Origin of the sequence: Streptomyces sp. NPDC058758, assembly GCF_042746075.1 — a bacterium.
GTDB lineage: Bacteria > Actinomycetota > Actinomycetes > Streptomycetales > Streptomycetaceae > Streptomyces.
The window spans coordinates 41,633-56,278 of sequence record NZ_JBHYPS010000033.1 but is presented as its reverse complement, the minus strand read 5'-3'; the positions used below and the strand labels follow the sequence as shown (position 1 = coordinate 56,278).

At 74.3% G+C, this 14,646-nt stretch carries 14 protein-coding genes; all 14 read left to right on the top strand.

Annotation, left to right across the window (positions count from 1 at the left end; all coding sequences use genetic code 11):
* Nucleotides 1–74 precede the first annotated feature (74 nt).
* Complete coding sequence (locus ACFW6A_RS29885) at nt 75–866, top strand: aldose 1-epimerase (protein WP_351843801.1); 792 nt, start codon at nt 75–77, stop codon at nt 864–866.
* 25 nt (nt 867–891) lie between these two features.
* Entirely contained in the window at nt 892–1,431 is a 540-nt protein-coding gene (gene pyrE, locus ACFW6A_RS29880; RefSeq protein ID WP_386480883.1) for an orotate phosphoribosyltransferase, read from the top strand.
* Between the two features lie 240 nt (nt 1,432–1,671).
* Entirely contained in the window at nt 1,672–2,694 is a 1,023-nt protein-coding gene (fbaA, locus tag ACFW6A_RS29875) for a class II fructose-bisphosphate aldolase (RefSeq protein ID WP_351843806.1), read from the top strand.
* A 68-nt stretch (nt 2,695–2,762) separates the two neighbouring features.
* Nucleotides 2,763–3,932, top strand: coding sequence for a MalY/PatB family protein (locus tag ACFW6A_RS29870; protein ID WP_351843808.1), 1,170 nt, complete (start codon nt 2,763–2,765; stop codon nt 3,930–3,932).
* Nucleotides 3,933–3,981: 49 nt separating this feature from the next.
* On the top strand, nt 3,982–5,433 hold the full coding sequence (locus tag ACFW6A_RS29865; RefSeq protein ID WP_351843810.1) for an MFS transporter: 1,452 nt from the start codon (nt 3,982–3,984) through the stop codon (nt 5,431–5,433).
* 36 nt (nt 5,434–5,469) lie between these two features.
* Nucleotides 5,470–5,883, top strand: coding sequence for a DUF3151 domain-containing protein (locus ACFW6A_RS29860; RefSeq protein WP_351843812.1), 414 nt, complete (start codon nt 5,470–5,472; stop codon nt 5,881–5,883).
* A gap of 195 nt (nt 5,884–6,078) precedes the next feature.
* Nucleotides 6,079–6,981, top strand: coding sequence for a DUF3152 domain-containing protein (locus ACFW6A_RS29855; protein ID WP_386644311.1), 903 nt, complete (start codon nt 6,079–6,081; stop codon nt 6,979–6,981).
* A gap of 121 nt (nt 6,982–7,102) precedes the next feature.
* Nucleotides 7,103–7,966, top strand: coding sequence for a tryptophan 2,3-dioxygenase family protein (locus ACFW6A_RS29850; RefSeq protein WP_351843816.1), 864 nt, complete (start codon nt 7,103–7,105; stop codon nt 7,964–7,966).
* Nucleotides 7,959–9,161, top strand: coding sequence for a kynureninase (kynU, locus tag ACFW6A_RS29845; protein WP_386480875.1), 1,203 nt, complete (start codon nt 7,959–7,961; stop codon nt 9,159–9,161). The genes ACFW6A_RS29850 and kynU overlap by 8 nt, the downstream gene beginning before the upstream one ends.
* Nucleotides 9,162–9,296: 135 nt before the next feature.
* Nucleotides 9,297–10,175 (top strand): alpha/beta hydrolase family protein, encoded by an 879-nt coding sequence (locus ACFW6A_RS29840; RefSeq protein ID WP_386644307.1) that lies wholly within the window; start codon nt 9,297–9,299, stop codon nt 10,173–10,175.
* A gap of 337 nt (nt 10,176–10,512) precedes the next feature.
* Nucleotides 10,513–11,307 (top strand): hypothetical protein, encoded by a 795-nt coding sequence (locus ACFW6A_RS29835; RefSeq protein ID WP_386480872.1) that lies wholly within the window; start codon nt 10,513–10,515, stop codon nt 11,305–11,307.
* A gap of 137 nt (nt 11,308–11,444) precedes the next feature.
* Nucleotides 11,445–12,758: a histidine kinase gene (locus tag ACFW6A_RS29830; protein ID WP_351843973.1), complete on the top strand. Its 1,314-nt coding sequence runs from the start codon at nt 11,445–11,447 to the stop codon at nt 12,756–12,758.
* Nucleotides 12,755–13,417 carry a response regulator transcription factor gene (locus ACFW6A_RS29825; protein ID WP_351843826.1) on the top strand — a complete coding sequence of 221 codons (663 nt, stop codon included), beginning with the start codon at nt 12,755–12,757 and terminating at the stop codon, nt 13,415–13,417. Before ACFW6A_RS29830 ends, ACFW6A_RS29825 begins: the two co-directional genes overlap by 4 nt.
* Before the next feature lie 28 nt (nt 13,418–13,445).
* Nucleotides 13,446–14,645, top strand: a complete 1,200-nt coding sequence (locus ACFW6A_RS29820) for a cytochrome P450 (RefSeq protein WP_351843829.1) — start codon at nt 13,446–13,448, stop codon at nt 14,643–14,645.
* The last annotated feature ends 1 nt before the right edge of the window (nt 14,646 follow it).

Sequence of the window (14,646 nt, the reverse complement as noted above, 5' to 3'; positions counted from 1 at the left end):
GCGCCGCACGACGGCCCCGAAAGTCGGCGTTGAAACGGTCCAATCCCGTGGGTCCCAGGACTTAGGGTCGGGGCGTGAGCAACCTGACGCGACTGACGGCGGGCGACGCCGAGCTGACCATCAACCCCGAGCACGGCGGCCGGATCGAGAGCCTGCGCATCGCCGGCACCGAGGTCCTGAAGCAGGGCGAGCGCTACGGCAGCTTCCCGATGGTGCCCTGGTGCGGCCGGACCGAGAACGGCCGGTTCCGCGACGGGGCCACCACCCACCGGCTGCCCGTCAACGCCGCCCCGCACGCCATCCACGGCACCGTCCGCGACCGGGCCTGGACGCTCGCCCGGTCCTCCGCCACCGAGGCCGTCCTCACCTGCGAGCTCGACGACCCGTGGCCGTACAAGGGCCGGGTCACCCAGGTCCTCGAACTGGCCGAGGACCGGCTGACGCTGCGGTTCGGCGTGGAGGCGTACGACGACTCCTTCCCGGCGCAGGCCGGCTGGCACCCCTGGTTCCTGCGGAACCTCGGCCGGGGCGGCGAGGACGTGACGATCGGCTTCACCCCCGCCTGGCAGGAGGAGCGCGGCGGGAACCACCTGCCCACCGGCCGCCGCATCGCCCCCCTCCCCGGCCCCTGGGACGACTGCTTCGGCATGCCCGACGGCGTGGACGTCACCCTCACCTGGCCGGGCGAGCTGGAGCTCGAGGTGACCAGCCGCGCCGCGTGGGTGGTGATCTACGACGAGCCGGAGGACGCCGTCTGTGTCGAGCCGCAGTCCGGCCCGCCGAACGGCCTCAACACCCACCCGCGCCTGGTCACCCCCATCGACCCCTTGGAGGTCGAGAGCGTCTGGGCCTGGCGGCGGCTCTGACCCCGGCGCCCTTAAGCTCGGGGGCATGACTGACGTACGCGCTGAACTGCTCCGGCAGATCAAGGACAAGGCCGTGGTGCACGGCAAGGTGACCCTCTCCTCGGGTCTGGAAGCCGACTACTACATCGACCTTCGCCGGATCACGCTGGACGGCGAGGCCGCGCCGCTCGTGGGTCAGGTCATGCTCGACCTGACCGCGGACCTGGACTTCGACTGCGTCGGCGGCCTCACCCTGGGCGCCGACCCGGTCGCCACCTCGATGCTGCACGCCTCCGCCGCGCGCGGACAGCGCCTCGACGCCTTCGTCGTGCGCAAGGCGCAGAAGGCGCACGGCATGCAGCGCCGGATCGAGGGCACGGACGTGAAGGGCCGCCGCTGCCTGGTGGTCGAGGACACCTCGACCACCGGCGGTTCCCCGCTGACGGCCGTCGAGGCCGTCCGCGAGGCCGGCGGCGAGGTCGTCGCCGTCGCCACGATCGTGGACCGGGGCGCGGCCGGCGCGATCGCCGACGCGGGCCTGCCGTACCTGACCGGCTACCAGCTGACGGACCTCGGCCTCGCCTGAGGCCGGCGGGGACCGGCGTAACCGCCGCGAAGTCGTGACTTAGGTCCCGGACCCCGGCACATACGGTTCTGACCTGCGCTTTTACCGAAGGGCGGGGTGTTTCACGTGAAACACCCCGCCCTTCGGCGCGCGGTGCCCGTGGGAGCCCGTACAAGAGTCTGGAAAGATGGCACCGACGATGACGTCGCCCTAGGTCAGGGATACAGCAACGCACACCCGCACATCACAAGGAGCGGACGAATGCCCATCGCAACCCCCGAGGTCTACGCCGAGATGCTCGACCGGGCGAAGGCTGGCAAGTTCGCCTACCCGGCCATCAACGTGACCTCCTCCCAGACCCTCCACGCGGCGCTGCGCGGGTTCGCCGAGGCCCAGAGCGACGGCATCATCCAGATCTCGACCGGTGGCGCCGAGTTCCTGGGCGGCCAGTACAGCAAGGACATGGTCACGGGCGCCGTCGCCCTGGCCGAGTTCGCCCACATCGTCGCCGCGAAGTACGACGTCACGGTCGCGCTGCACACGGACCACTGCCCGAAGGACAAGCTGGACGGCTACGTCCGCCCGCTCCTGGAGGTCTCCGCCGAGCGCGTCGCGCGCGGCGAGAACCCGCTCTTCCAGTCGCACATGTGGGACGGCTCCGCCGAGACCCTCGCCGACAACCTGGCCATCGCCCAGGAGCTGCTCGCGAAGGCCGCCGCCGCCAAGATCATCCTCGAGGTCGAGATCACCCCGACCGGCGGCGAGGAGGACGGCGTCAGCCACGAGATCAACGACGAGCTGTACACCACCGTCGACGACGCGATCCGCACCGCCGAGGCCCTGGGCCTGGGCGAGAAGGGCCGCTACCTGCTCGCCGCCTCCTTCGGCAACGTGCACGGCGTCTACAAGCCGGGCAACGTCGTCCTGCGCCCGGAGCTCCTCAAGGACCTCCAGGCCGGCGTCGCCGAGAAGTTCGGCCAGGCCTCCCCGTTCGACTTCGTCTTCCACGGCGGCTCGGGCTCGACCGCCGAGGAGATCGCCACCGCCATCGAGAACGGCGTGGTGAAGATGAACCTCGACACCGACACCCAGTACGCCTTCACCCGTCCGGTCGTGGACCACATGTTCCGCAACTACGACGGCGTCCTGAAGGTCGACGGCGAGGTCGGCACCAAGTCCACCTACGACCCGCGGACCTGGGGCAAGCTCGCCGAGGCGGGCATGGCCAAGCGCGTCACCGAGGCGTGCGAGGCGCTGCGCTCGGCCGGCAAGAAGCTGAAGTAAGCCGTGACCGAGGGGCCCGGCATCCACGGAGGGTGCCGGGCCCTTCGCGTACCTGGAGGTAGGGATCGATGTACGACTTCGACGAGACGCGGGACCGGACGGGCACCTGGTCGGTCCAGTGGGACGGCGTCGCGGACCGCTTCGGCGTCCCCGGCCTGCTGCCCTTCACCATCTCCGACATGGACTTCGCCTCCCCGCCCGTGGTCCTCGACGCGCTGCGCGAGCGGGTCGCCCACGGCGTCTTCGGCTACACCGACTGGCGGCTCGGCGGCGACGGCGGCTTCCGGGAGGCGATACGCCACTGGTACGCGAGCCGGTACGACACCGCGATCGACACCGACGCCCTCGTGTACGCGCCCTCGGTGCTCAGCCAGCTCTCCCAGCTGCTCCAGATGTGGACGGAGCCCGGCGACGGCGTCGTCGTCCACACCCCCACGTACGACGGCTTCCGCAAGGCCGTCACCGGCCTCGGGCGCGAGCTGCGCGGGGTCCCGGTCGGGGACGGCGAGGCGCTGGAGCGGGAGCTGGCCCGCCCGGACAGCCGGATGCTGCTGCTCTGCTCCCCGCACAACCCGACCGGCCGGGTGTGGACCGAGGAGGAGCTGACCGGCTTCCGGGAGCTGGCCCGGCGGCACGGCGCGACCGTGGTCAGCGACGAGATCCACGCCGACCTGACCGCCGACGGCCACCGCCACGTCCCGTGGAGCCGGATCGCGGAGCCCGGCCCGGGCTGCGGCTGGGCCCTGATCACCTCGGGGACCAAGGCCTTCAACTTCCCGGCCCTCTCCGGCTCGTACGGCATCGTCGGCGACCCCGCCGAGCGCGCGGAGTTCCTGCGGCGGATGGAGACCGCCGAGGGCCTCGCCTCCCCGGCCGTCCTCTCGCTCACCGCCCACGTCGCCGCCTACCGGCACGGCGCGCCCTGGCTCGACGGGCTGCGCGACTACGTCGCCGGGACGATGGCGATGGTCGGGGAACGGCTCCGCGCGGGCCTCCCGGGAGTCGACTGGACCCCGCCGCAGGCCGGCTACCTCGCCTGGATCGACCTCCGGCCGCTCGGCATCGACGAGGACCGGCTCCAGGAGGAGCTGATCCGCACCGAGAAGGTCGCCATCATGCCCGGCGGGACGTACGGCACCCCCGGCTTCGTCCGGCTCAACGTCGGCTGCCCCCGGTCCAAGGCCGAGCGGGGCGTCGACGCCCTGGTCGCGGCGGCGGGACGGCTGCGGACCCGCTGAGCCCGCCGCCGGGGAGGCGGGGGAGCCGGGCCCGGGGGACCATGCAGGCATGAGCACGGCCGGCCCCGAGGTGCGGATGGCCTCCCGGACCGGACGGCGGATCGTCCTCACCACCGTCCTCGGCTCCGGGATGGCCCTGCTCGACTCGACCGTCGTCAACGTCGCGCTGCCGCACATCGGCGAGGACCTCGGCGCCGACCTCGCCGTCCTCCAGTGGACCGTGAACGCGTACATGCTGACGCTGGCCGGGCTCATCCTGCTCGGCGGCTCGCTCGGCGACCGGTACGGCCGCCGGCGGGTCTTCGTCGTCGGCGTGGTCTGGTTCGCCCTCGCCTCGCTGCTGTGCGGGCTCGCCCCGAACGCCGGCGTGCTCGTCGCCGCCCGCGCCCTCCAGGGCGTCGGCGGGGCGCTGCTCACCCCCGGGTCGCTCGCGCTGATCCAGGCGAGCTTCCACCCGGACGACCGGGCTCGGGCGGTCGGCCTGTGGTCCGGCTTCGGCGGCGTCGGGGCGGCGGTCGGGCCGTTCGTCGGCGGCTGGCTCGTCGACGGGCCCGGCTGGCGGTGGGTCTTCCTCCTGAACGTGCCGCTCGCCGCGCTCTGCGTGCCGGTCGCGCTGCGGCACGTCCCCGAGTCCCGCGACGAGGCGGCGCGCGGCCGCCGCTTCGACGTGCTCGGGGCGGTGCTCGGCGCGGCGGCGCTCGCCCTCGTGACGTACGCGCTGATCGACGCGGTGTGGTGGGCGGGGGCGGCGGGCCTGCTGGCCGGGGCCGGTTTCGTGGGGGTGGAGCGGCGGCGGGGCGAGCGGGCGATGGTGCCGCCGTCGATCTTCCGGTCCCGCCTCTTCACGGCGGTGAACCTCGTGACGCTCTGCGTGTACGCGGCCTTCGGCGGCTTCTTCTTCCTCGCCGCGCTCCAGCTCCAGGTGGTCTCGGGCTACTCCGCCCTCGCCGCCGGGACGGCGCTGCTGCCGACCACCGTGCTGATGCTGCTGCTTTCCGCGAAGTCCGGCGAGCTGGGCGAGCGGATCGGGCCGCGCGTCCCGCTGACCGTCGGGCCGCTGCTGTGCGCGGCCGGGATGCTGCTGATGCTGCGGGTCGGGGCGGACGCCTCGTACGTGCGCGACGTGCTGCCGGCCCTGGTCGTGCTGGGCCTCGGCATGACCGTGCTGGTCGCGCCCCTGACCGCGACCGTGCTCGCCTCCGTCGACGTCTCCCGGGCCGGGCTCGCCAGCGGCATCAACAACGCGGCGGCCCGGGCGGCGGGGCTGGTCGCGGTGGCGGCGCTGCCGCTGCTGACGGGGATGGGGCCGGAGGCGTACCGCTCGCCGGCGGAGTTCGACGAGACGTTCGGGAAGGCGATGCCGATGTGCGCGGCGGTGCTGCTCCTGGGCGCCGGCCTCGCCTGGGCCACCCTGCGCGCCCCCCGCCCGCCCGCCTGCCATCCCACGTGCAGGACGCACTGCGCGGTCTCCGCCCCGCCCCTGGATCCCGGCCCCCCGTGACGCCCGCCCCGCGGGGCCCTGGGGCAGACTGGGGGGATGGTTACGCATGAGAATCTGCTGGGCGGGCCCGCGCCCACCCTGCTGCCCGACGACCCCGGTCCCCGCGAGGCGCTCGCGCAGGGCACCGCGCCCGCCGACGTCGCCGCGAAGTACCCGACCTCCTCGCTCGCCTGGGCGCAGCTCGCGGACGACGCCTTCGAGGCGGGCCGCGTGGTGGAGTCGTACGCCTACGCCCGCACCGGCTACCACCGGGCGCTGGACGCGCTGCGCCGCAACGGGTGGAAGGGGCACGGCCCGGTGCCGTGGGAGCACGAGCCGAACCGCGGCTTCCTGAGGGCGCTGCACGCGCTGGCGCGGGCCGCCGGGGAGATCGGCGAGCAGGACGAGTACGAGCGGTGCACGACCTTCCTGCGGGACTCCTCGGAGACGGCCGCCGCGACCCTGGGCTGACCGCCGGGCCCCGGGCCGGCCGCCGCCCCGGGGCCCCGGAGGCGTCGGGGTCCCGGGCCGGCCGCCCCCTCGGCGCCCGGACGCGCCGGGGCCCGGCCCGCCCCCCCGGCGCCCGGGGGCCGTCGAGGCCCCGGGCCGGGTGCCGCTCCCCGGCCGGTACGATCCCCGGACCGGCCTGAACAGGGGGGAACTGTCATGGGCAAGCGGGGGGCGGCCGACCGGCGCCGCCAGAACCGACATAGCGGGCGGAGCCGCCGCGGGGGAACGCGTGTCACGCGCCGCGGCCGGCTCGTCCTGTCGACCCTGGTGCTGATGGGCGTCTCGCTCGGCGCGGGCGTGGCGCTCGCCCACTTCCAGAGCCTCCAGGACTCCGCCGACCCCGCCGCCCGCGCCCCGCTGACCGCGTCGCCCCCGGCCTCGGCCCCGCCGGAGCCCGACCCGACGCCGAAGCCCACCCCGAGCAAGAAGCCGAAGCCCAAGCCGACGCCGTCGCCGAAGCCGACCGCGACGAAGAAGAAGCCCCCGACCGTGCCGCGGTCCGGTCCCGGCACCTTCACCACCGCCACCGCCTCCGGACGGATCACCGGTACCAGCGGCACGCTCCGCCGCTACCGGGTGCAGATCGAGGAGGGCGTCGACCTGTCGGCGCGCGGGACCGCCGAGGAGATCGAGGCGATCCTCGCCCACCCGCAGAGCTGGGCGGCCCACGGCCGGGGCCGCTTCCAGCTGGTCGCGTCGAACGCCGACTTCGTGATCCGGATCGCCACCCCCGACACCGCCGACGCGCTCTGCGCCCGGCAGGGCCTCAACACGCACGGCGAGCTGAATTGCGAGACCACCGACGGCGTCGTGGTGAACCTCAAGCGCTGGATGCTGGGCTCGCCGACCTTCGCCGGGCCGCCGGAGCGTTACCGGCACCTGATCATCAACCACGAGGTCGGGCACGAGATCGGCATCCGGCAGCACATGGGCTGCGGGGGACCGGGGAAGCCGGCGCCCGCGATGATGCAGCAGATCAAGGGCCTCAACGGCTGTCTTTCGAACGAATTTCCGTACAGCGAAGACGGGATCTACATCACCGGTCCGATCGTGTCATGATGCGCGTGGGACGCGCGCGAGGAAGCGCGCCTCCCGAGGGGACCGGAGCTCCCGCGGCGCACCGCAGCGTGCCCGCGGTGGAGCGGACCGCTACCCGGTAGCCCGTACCGAGGAGACAGCAATGTCATCCACCCCCCCTCCGGACGCCACCGGATCCGGACCGGCCGTCGACGCCCCGAACCTCGACTTCGCGGGGACGACGCCCTACGAGGACTACGTCCAGGCGGACGTCCTCACCCACCTCCAGCACCTCCGCTCGGACGACCCCGGCGAGATGGTCTTCCTGGTCACCACCCAGGTCATGGAACTCTGGTTCACGGTGATCGTGCACGAGTGGGAGACCGCGAGCCGCGCCCTGCGCGAGGACCGCCTGCCGGTCGCGATCGACGCGCTCAAGCGCTCGGTGCGCGAGCTGGAGGCGCTCAACCACTCCTGGCGCCCGCTCTCCCAGCTCACCCCCGCCCAGTTCAACGCCTACCGCGGCGCGCTCGGCGAGGGCTCCGGCTTCCAGTCGGCGATGTACCGGCGCATGGAGTTCCTGCTCGGCGAGAAGTCGGCGTCCATGCTCGTCCCGCACCGGGGCGCGCCCCGCGTCCACGCCGAGCTGGAGAAGGCGCTGCACGAGCCGAGCCTGTACGACGAGGCGCTCGGCTTCCTCGCCCGCCGCGGCCTGCCCGTGCCCGCCTCCGTCCTCGGCCGCGACCTGGCGCAGCGGTACGAGCCCTCGCCGCAGGTCGAGGCCGTCTGGACGGCGCTCTACGCGGAGCCCGAGGCCGACGGCAACGCCGAACTGGTCCGCCTCGGCGAGGCGCTCAGCGACGTCGCCGAACTGGTCTGGCGCTGGCGCAACGACCACCTGGTGGCGACCCGCCGCGCGATGGGGTCCAAGACCGGCACCGGCGGCTCCGCGGGCGTGGCCTGGCTGGAGAAGCGCGCCCAGAAGAACGTCTTCCCCGAGCTGTGGACGGCGCGCAGCCATGTCTGACCTCCAGCAGGAGGCCAAGCGCCTCGACGCCGCCGACCCGCTCGCCGGCCACCGCGCCAAGTTCGCCCTCGACGACGCCACCGTCTACCTCGACGGCAACTCGCTCGGCGCGCTGCCCGCGCACGTCCCCGCCCGGATGGCCGACGTCATCGGCCGCGAGTGGGGCGAGCTGCGGATCCGCTCCTGGGACGAGTCGGGCTGGTGGACCGCCCCGGAACGGATCGGCGACCGGATCGCCCCGCTCGTCGGCGCCGCCGCCGGGCAGATCGTGGTCGGCGACTCGACCAGCGTGAACGTCTTCAAGGCGGTCGTCGCGGCGGCCCGGATCGCCGGGGAGGGACGCGACGAGATCCTGGTGGACGCGTCGACCTTTCCCACGGACGGGTACATCGCCGCGTCCGCAGCCCGGATGACCGGTCACCGGATCGTGCCCCTCGACCCGGCCGACATCCCCGCCGCGGCCGGCGACCGGACGGCCCTCGCGCTCGTCAACCACGTCGACTACCGCACCGGCCGGCTGCACGACCTGCCCGGCACCACCGCCGCCCTCCACGCGGCGGGCGCGCTGGCCGTCTGGGACCTGTGCCACAGCGCCGGCGCCCTGCCCGTCGGACTCGACGCGCACGGCGTCGACCTCGCGGTCGGCTGCACCTACAAGTACCTCAACGGCGGCCCCGGTTCGCCCGCGTACGTGTACGTCGCCGAGCGCCACCAGGGCCGCTTCGACTCGCCGCTGCCCGGCTGGACCTCGCACGCCGACCCCTTCGGCATGGAGTCCGGCTACCGGGCCGCCGACGGCGCCGTCCGGGGCCGCGTCGGCACCCCGGACATCCTGTCCATGCTGGCCCTGGAGGCAGCGCTCGACGTGTGGGACGGGGTCGCGATCGAGTCCGTCCGCGCCAAGTCCCTCGCCCTCACGGACTTCTTCCTGGAGTGCGTGCGGGCGTACGTCCCCGAGGGCCGGGTCACCCCGATCACCCCGGAGGCGCACGGCGAGCGCGGCAGCCAGGTGGCGCTGGCCTGCGCGGACGCGCCCACCGTGATGCCCGAGCTGATCCGGCGGGGGATCGTCGGCGACCTGCGCCCCGGCCTGCTGCGCTTCGGCTTCACCCCGCTGTACGTCGGCTTCGCGGACGCCGAGCGCGCGGCCCGCGTCCTCGCCGACGTGCTGGCCGGATCGCCCGCCGGAGAGTAGCCGACTCACCGACGGTGGACGGCCGGTGACCGGTCGTCAGGTCGGATCTTCACCTGATCTGCGGGGCCCGTGACCCTGGTACGGTCCCCGCAGGTCAGGCCGATTCGGCCCCGTCACCGAGAGGTTGGAACCCCCATGCCGGACCCCGCCGCGCGCGATGCCGCCGAAGAGGCGTCGGCCTTCTCGCACCCGGCCGTCCCCCCCGACGCCACCGCCGCGTACGGCGACCACCCCGACCAGATCGTCGACCTCTACGCCCCCAGGACCGGCGAAGGACGGGCCCCGCTCGTCGTCGTCCTGCACGGCGGCGCCTGGCGGGCCCCCTACGACCGCCTGCACGTCAGCCCCTTCGCGGACTTCCTCGCCCGCCGCGGCTTCGCCGTCGCCAGCGTCGAGTACCGGCGCGGCCCCGGCCTGCCCCACCAGGGCGGCGCGGCCCCGGTCGCGGGCCGCTGGCCGGAGACCTTCGACGACGTGGCCGCCGCCCTCGACGCCCTGCCCGGCCTGGCCGCCGCCCACCTGCCGCGGGCCGACCCGCACCGCACGGTCCTCACCGGGCACTCGGCCGGCGGCCAGCTCGCCCTGTGGGCCGCCGCCCGGCACGTGCTGCCCGCGGGCTCCCCGTGGCGGCTGCCCGCCCCGCCCGCGCTGCGCGGGGTCGTCGCCCTCGCCCCGATCGGCCACTTCGACCGGGCCCGCGAACTCGACGTGTGCGGAGGCGCGGTGACCCAGCTGCTCGGCGGCGAGGAGGCGCGCGGGGCGTACGAGGAGCGGGCCGCGGCCACCGACCCGGCACGGCTGCTGCCCACCGGCATCGCCACCGCCCTCGTCCAGGGCCGCGCGGACCTCACCGTCCCCGCCGAGGTCGCCGACGCCTTCGTGGAGGCGGCGGCGAAGGCCGGCGAGACGGTCGGCCTCACGCTCCTGGAGGACGTCGGCCACTTCCCGCTGATCGACCCGGCGGCCGACGCGTGCGCGGTGGTCGCGGAGGAGCTCGCGCAGCTCGCCTTCTGAGGGGACCCGGCGGCCTCGCCGGGTTCTTTTTCCCGAACCGCCGTCGGCGGCTGCGGATATTCTCTGTGTGGGTCAACTGACGTGACGGCAGGGGGAGTAGGGGCTCATGGGGACCGACGACCAGACGGGGGCGACGCCTCCGCCTCCTCCGCAGCACCCGCCCTCCGCGCCTCCTCCGCAGCACGCGCCCTCCGCCCCGGCTCCGCAGCACGCGCCCTCCGCGTCTGCTCCGCAGCACGCGCCCTCCGCGTCTGCTCCGCAGCACGCGGGCGCCTACCCGCCTCCGCAGCCGCCGCCGGGCCCGCCCCGGCCGGAGCAGCCCCGGTGGGCGTGGTGGGTGGCGGGGATCGCCCTGCCCCTGCTGGGCATCGTGGCCAGCCTGGTCGTGGGCATGGACCGCGACGGCACGTCCCCGGCGGCCGCCCCGCCCTCGTCCTCCTCGTCCTCCCCCGATTCCCCGGATTCCTCCGATCCCTCGGGTTCCCCGGGTCCCCTGGATCCGGCCTCCTCCGAAGAGCCGGTGGAACCGACCACGTCCGCCTCCGCCTCCGGTTCCGACTCCGCCTCCGGCGACGAGAGCACGGTGCCGCCGCTCGACCCGCCCGACAGTCCCCGCCCCACCGGGTCCGGCGCGTCGACGACCCGGGTGGACCTGGCCCCTCCCCGGGGGCACGGCCCGGCGCGCGAGTCCTCGTGGGGCCTCACCCCCGCGCCCTGCACCAACTACGAGCAGCAGCTGATCGACCTCGACACGGGCCTGAGCCGCGTCGAGAAGGAGGACGACGGAAAGATCGGGGAGCCCGGCGGGGCCGAGCTCCACTACTGGCCGGAGGACTGCACGGGCTACGCCGACTACCGCCTGCGGGGCGTCCCCAACACCCGGGTGGGCCTGCTGCGGGCCGGCGAGCCGCACACGGCGGAGCAGTGCCGGAAGGTCTCGAACACCGGCCTGCCCCCGCTGAACCTGAACCAGTCCAAGACGATCGAGCAGGCCGGCTTCGTCGTCGGCGCCGCCATCTGCTCCGTGACGACCGAGGGCGCCGTCGCCATGGCGACGATCGACCACATCAGCGAGGGCGACGCGGAGGACACCGCCAGCGGCACCCTCTACGTCTGGCCCAAGACGTCCTGACCGGCGCGTAGTACTCAAGGGGGACGGCCCGGGATCCGCATCCAGCGGGACGCGGCCGTCCCGGGCCGTTCCGTACGGTGGTCGGCGTGAACCCGACACAGACCCCCGGCACGGGCAGCCGCAGCCCCGAACTCCGCATGACGCTGGACGCGCTCGGCGGTCTCCGCGCGGACCTCGCCGGCGACGCCCTCGCCTACCGCCCGCTGCCCCCGCTCGCGCCGGACAGCCCCGCCCTGCGCTTCCTGCCCCGGCGGATACGCCCGTACGCCGGGCGGCTCCCGCACGCGGCGGTCGGCTTCCTCGCCCTGGTGACCTTCCTCCTCGGCTTCGAGAACGCCGGCGGCAGCGGCCCGGTCGCCTTCGTCTCCTGCCTGACGCCCGTCGCCGCCGTGCTCCTGACCCTGATCCGGCCGGCGTCGGCCTTCTGGCTCTCGATCGGGTCGACCCCCTTCGTCGCCTATCTGAGCGGCTACGACGGCTGGCCCTGGGCCCCGAACTCCTTCGCCGCCCACCTCTTCGTCATGGTGATCGTCGCCCTGCGGACCGGGCCCAGGGCCGCCGCGTGGATGTGGGTGATCACCGCCGCGTACGCCGCCTTCACCTCCTTCTTCCTGGGCATGTCCTCGGGGTACGGCTCCAACGGCGCCGAGATGCTCTTCTTCTCCGCGCTCTTCCTGCTGGTGATCGCCGTCGTCCAGATCCGCCGCCAGGCGGACCGGGAGGTCACCGCCCAGCAGACCGTCACCGCCGTCGAACGCTCCAGGCGGACCCTCCTCGAAGAGCGGACGACCATCGCCCGGGAGCTGCACGACGTCGTCGCCCACCACATGTCGGTGGTCGCCATCCAGGCCGAGGCCGCGCCCTACCGGGTCGAGAACCCGCCGCCCGAGCTGGAGCAGGCCTTCCGCACCATCCGGGAGAACGCGGTGGCCGCCCTCACCGAGCTGCGCCGCATCCTCGGCGTCGTCCGCGCCGAGGACTACGAGGCCCCCGACGCCCCGCAGCCGACCCTCGCCGATCTGCACGGGCTGGTCGACAACGTCCGGGAGGCCGGGCTCGACGTCTCCATGGCGGTGACCGGCGCGGTGCGCGAGCTGCCGCAGGGCGTGGAGCTCTCCGCGTACCGGATCGTCCAGGAGGCCCTGTCCAACGTGCTGCGGCACGCGCCCGGGGCCGACGCGAAGGTGGAGGTCAGCCACGTGCTCGGCGGCCTCGGGCTGCGGATCGCCAACGGTCCGGCGCGCGGCCTGGTCAAGCCCACCCGTCACCCGGCCGCCGCCGCTGAAGGAGGGCTGCGCCCGCCCCTCTCGACCGGCGCCGGCCACGGCATCACCGGCATGCGGGAACGTGTCACGATGCTCGGCGGGGAGATGACCGACGGACCGACCGACGACGGCGGCTACGAGGTCGCCGTCTTCGTCCCCGTCCAGCGCGAGGGGGCCGACCAGTGATCAGGGTACTGATCGTCGACGACCAGATCATGGTCCGCGAGGGCTTCTCGGTGCTGCTCGGCGCGATGCCGGACATCGAGGTCGTCGGCGAGGCCGTCAACGGCCGGGAGGCGGTCGCCCAGGTCGCCGCCCTCCGTCCCGACGTCGTCCTCATGGACATCCGGATGCCCGAGCTGAACGGCATCGACGCCACCCGCGAGATCGTCGCCGCCGACGCGGACGCCAAGGTGCTGGTCCTCACCACCTTCGACCTCGACGAGTACGTCTACCAGGCGCTGCGCGCCGGGGCCTCCGGGTTCCTCCTCAAGGACGCCTCCGCCCGGCAGCTCGCCGAGGGCGTCCGGGTCGTCGCCGCCGGCGAGGCGCTGCTCGCGCCGACCGTCACGCGGCGGCTCATCACCGAGTTCGCGAAGTCCGCCGACACCGCGCCGAGGGCGCCCGCCGTCGACCGGGTCGGCGAACTGACCGAGCGCGAGACGGAGGTGCTGGTCCTCATCGCCCAGGGCCTGTCGAACCAGGAGATCGCCGGCCACCTCGTCGTCGCCGAGTCGACCATCAAGACCCACGTCAGCCGGATCCTGGTGAAGCTGGGCCTGCGCGACCGGACGCAGGCGGCGGTCTTCGCGTACGAGGCACGGCTGGTGCGGGTCGGTCGCTGAGCCGGGGGAGCGGGGGTAGCGTCCGGGCATGGACGCCGTCGCCGCCTTCGACCCCTGGTCCCCCGAGTTCGTCGCCGACCCCTACCCGGCCTACGCGGAACTGCGCGCCGCCGGGCCCGTCCACTGGTACGGGCCCACCGGGCAGTGGCTGATCCCGCGCCACGAGGACGTGTCGGCGCTGCTGCGGGACCGGCGCCTGGGGCGTACGTACACCCACCGCTTCACCCACGAGGAGTTCGGCCGCGAGGCGCCGGACCCCCGCCACGAGCCCTTCCACACCCTCAACGACCACGGGCTGCTCGACCTGGAGGGCGCCGACCACACCCGCATCCGGCGGCTGGTGTCGAAGGCGTTCACCCCGAGGACGGTGGAGCGGCTGGCGCCGACGGTACGGGGGCTGGCGGACGGCCTGGTGGGGCAGCTGGTCGCGGCGGGCGGCGGCGACCTCCAGGCGGCGGTCGCCGAACCTCTGCCGGTCGCGGTCATCGCCGCGATGCTGGGCGTCCCTGAGGGGGACGAGGAGCGGGCCATGCTGCGGCCCTGGTCGGCGGCGATCTGCGGGATGTTCGAGCTGAACCCCTCCGAGGAGACGGCCCGGGCGGCCGTGCGGGCCTCGATCGAGTTCTCCGGCTACCTGCGGGAGCTGATCGCCCGGCGGCGGGCCGAGCCGGGCGACGACCTGGTCTCGGCGCTGATCGCGGTGGAGGAGCTGACCGAGCAGGAGATGGTCTCCACCTGCGTGCTGCTGCTCAATGCCGGTCACGAGGCGACCGTCAACACGACGGTGGGCGGGGTGTGGACGCTGCTGCGGCACGGGGCGTGGGCGGCGCTCCCCGCGCCGGAGCTGTCCACCGCCGTGGACGAACTCCTGCGGTACGACACCCCGCTGCACCTGTTCGAGCGCTGGGTCCTCGACGACGTCGAGGTCGGCGGGACCGTCATCCCCCGGGGCTCGGAGGTCGCCCTCCTCCTCGGTTCCGCCAACCGCGACCCGGCCCGCTTCGGCCCCACGGCGGACGCGCTGGACCTGACCCGCGCCGACAACCCCCACGTCACCTTCGGCGCGGGCGTCCACTACTGCCTCGGCGCCCCGCTGGCCCGCCTCGAACTCGCCGCCGTCTTCGACGCGCTGCTGCGGCGGGCGCCCGGGCTGCGGCTCGCCGCGGACCCCGTCCGGAGACCCGGTTACGTGATCCGCGGCTTCGAGTCGCTGCTCGTGGAGGTCTGAC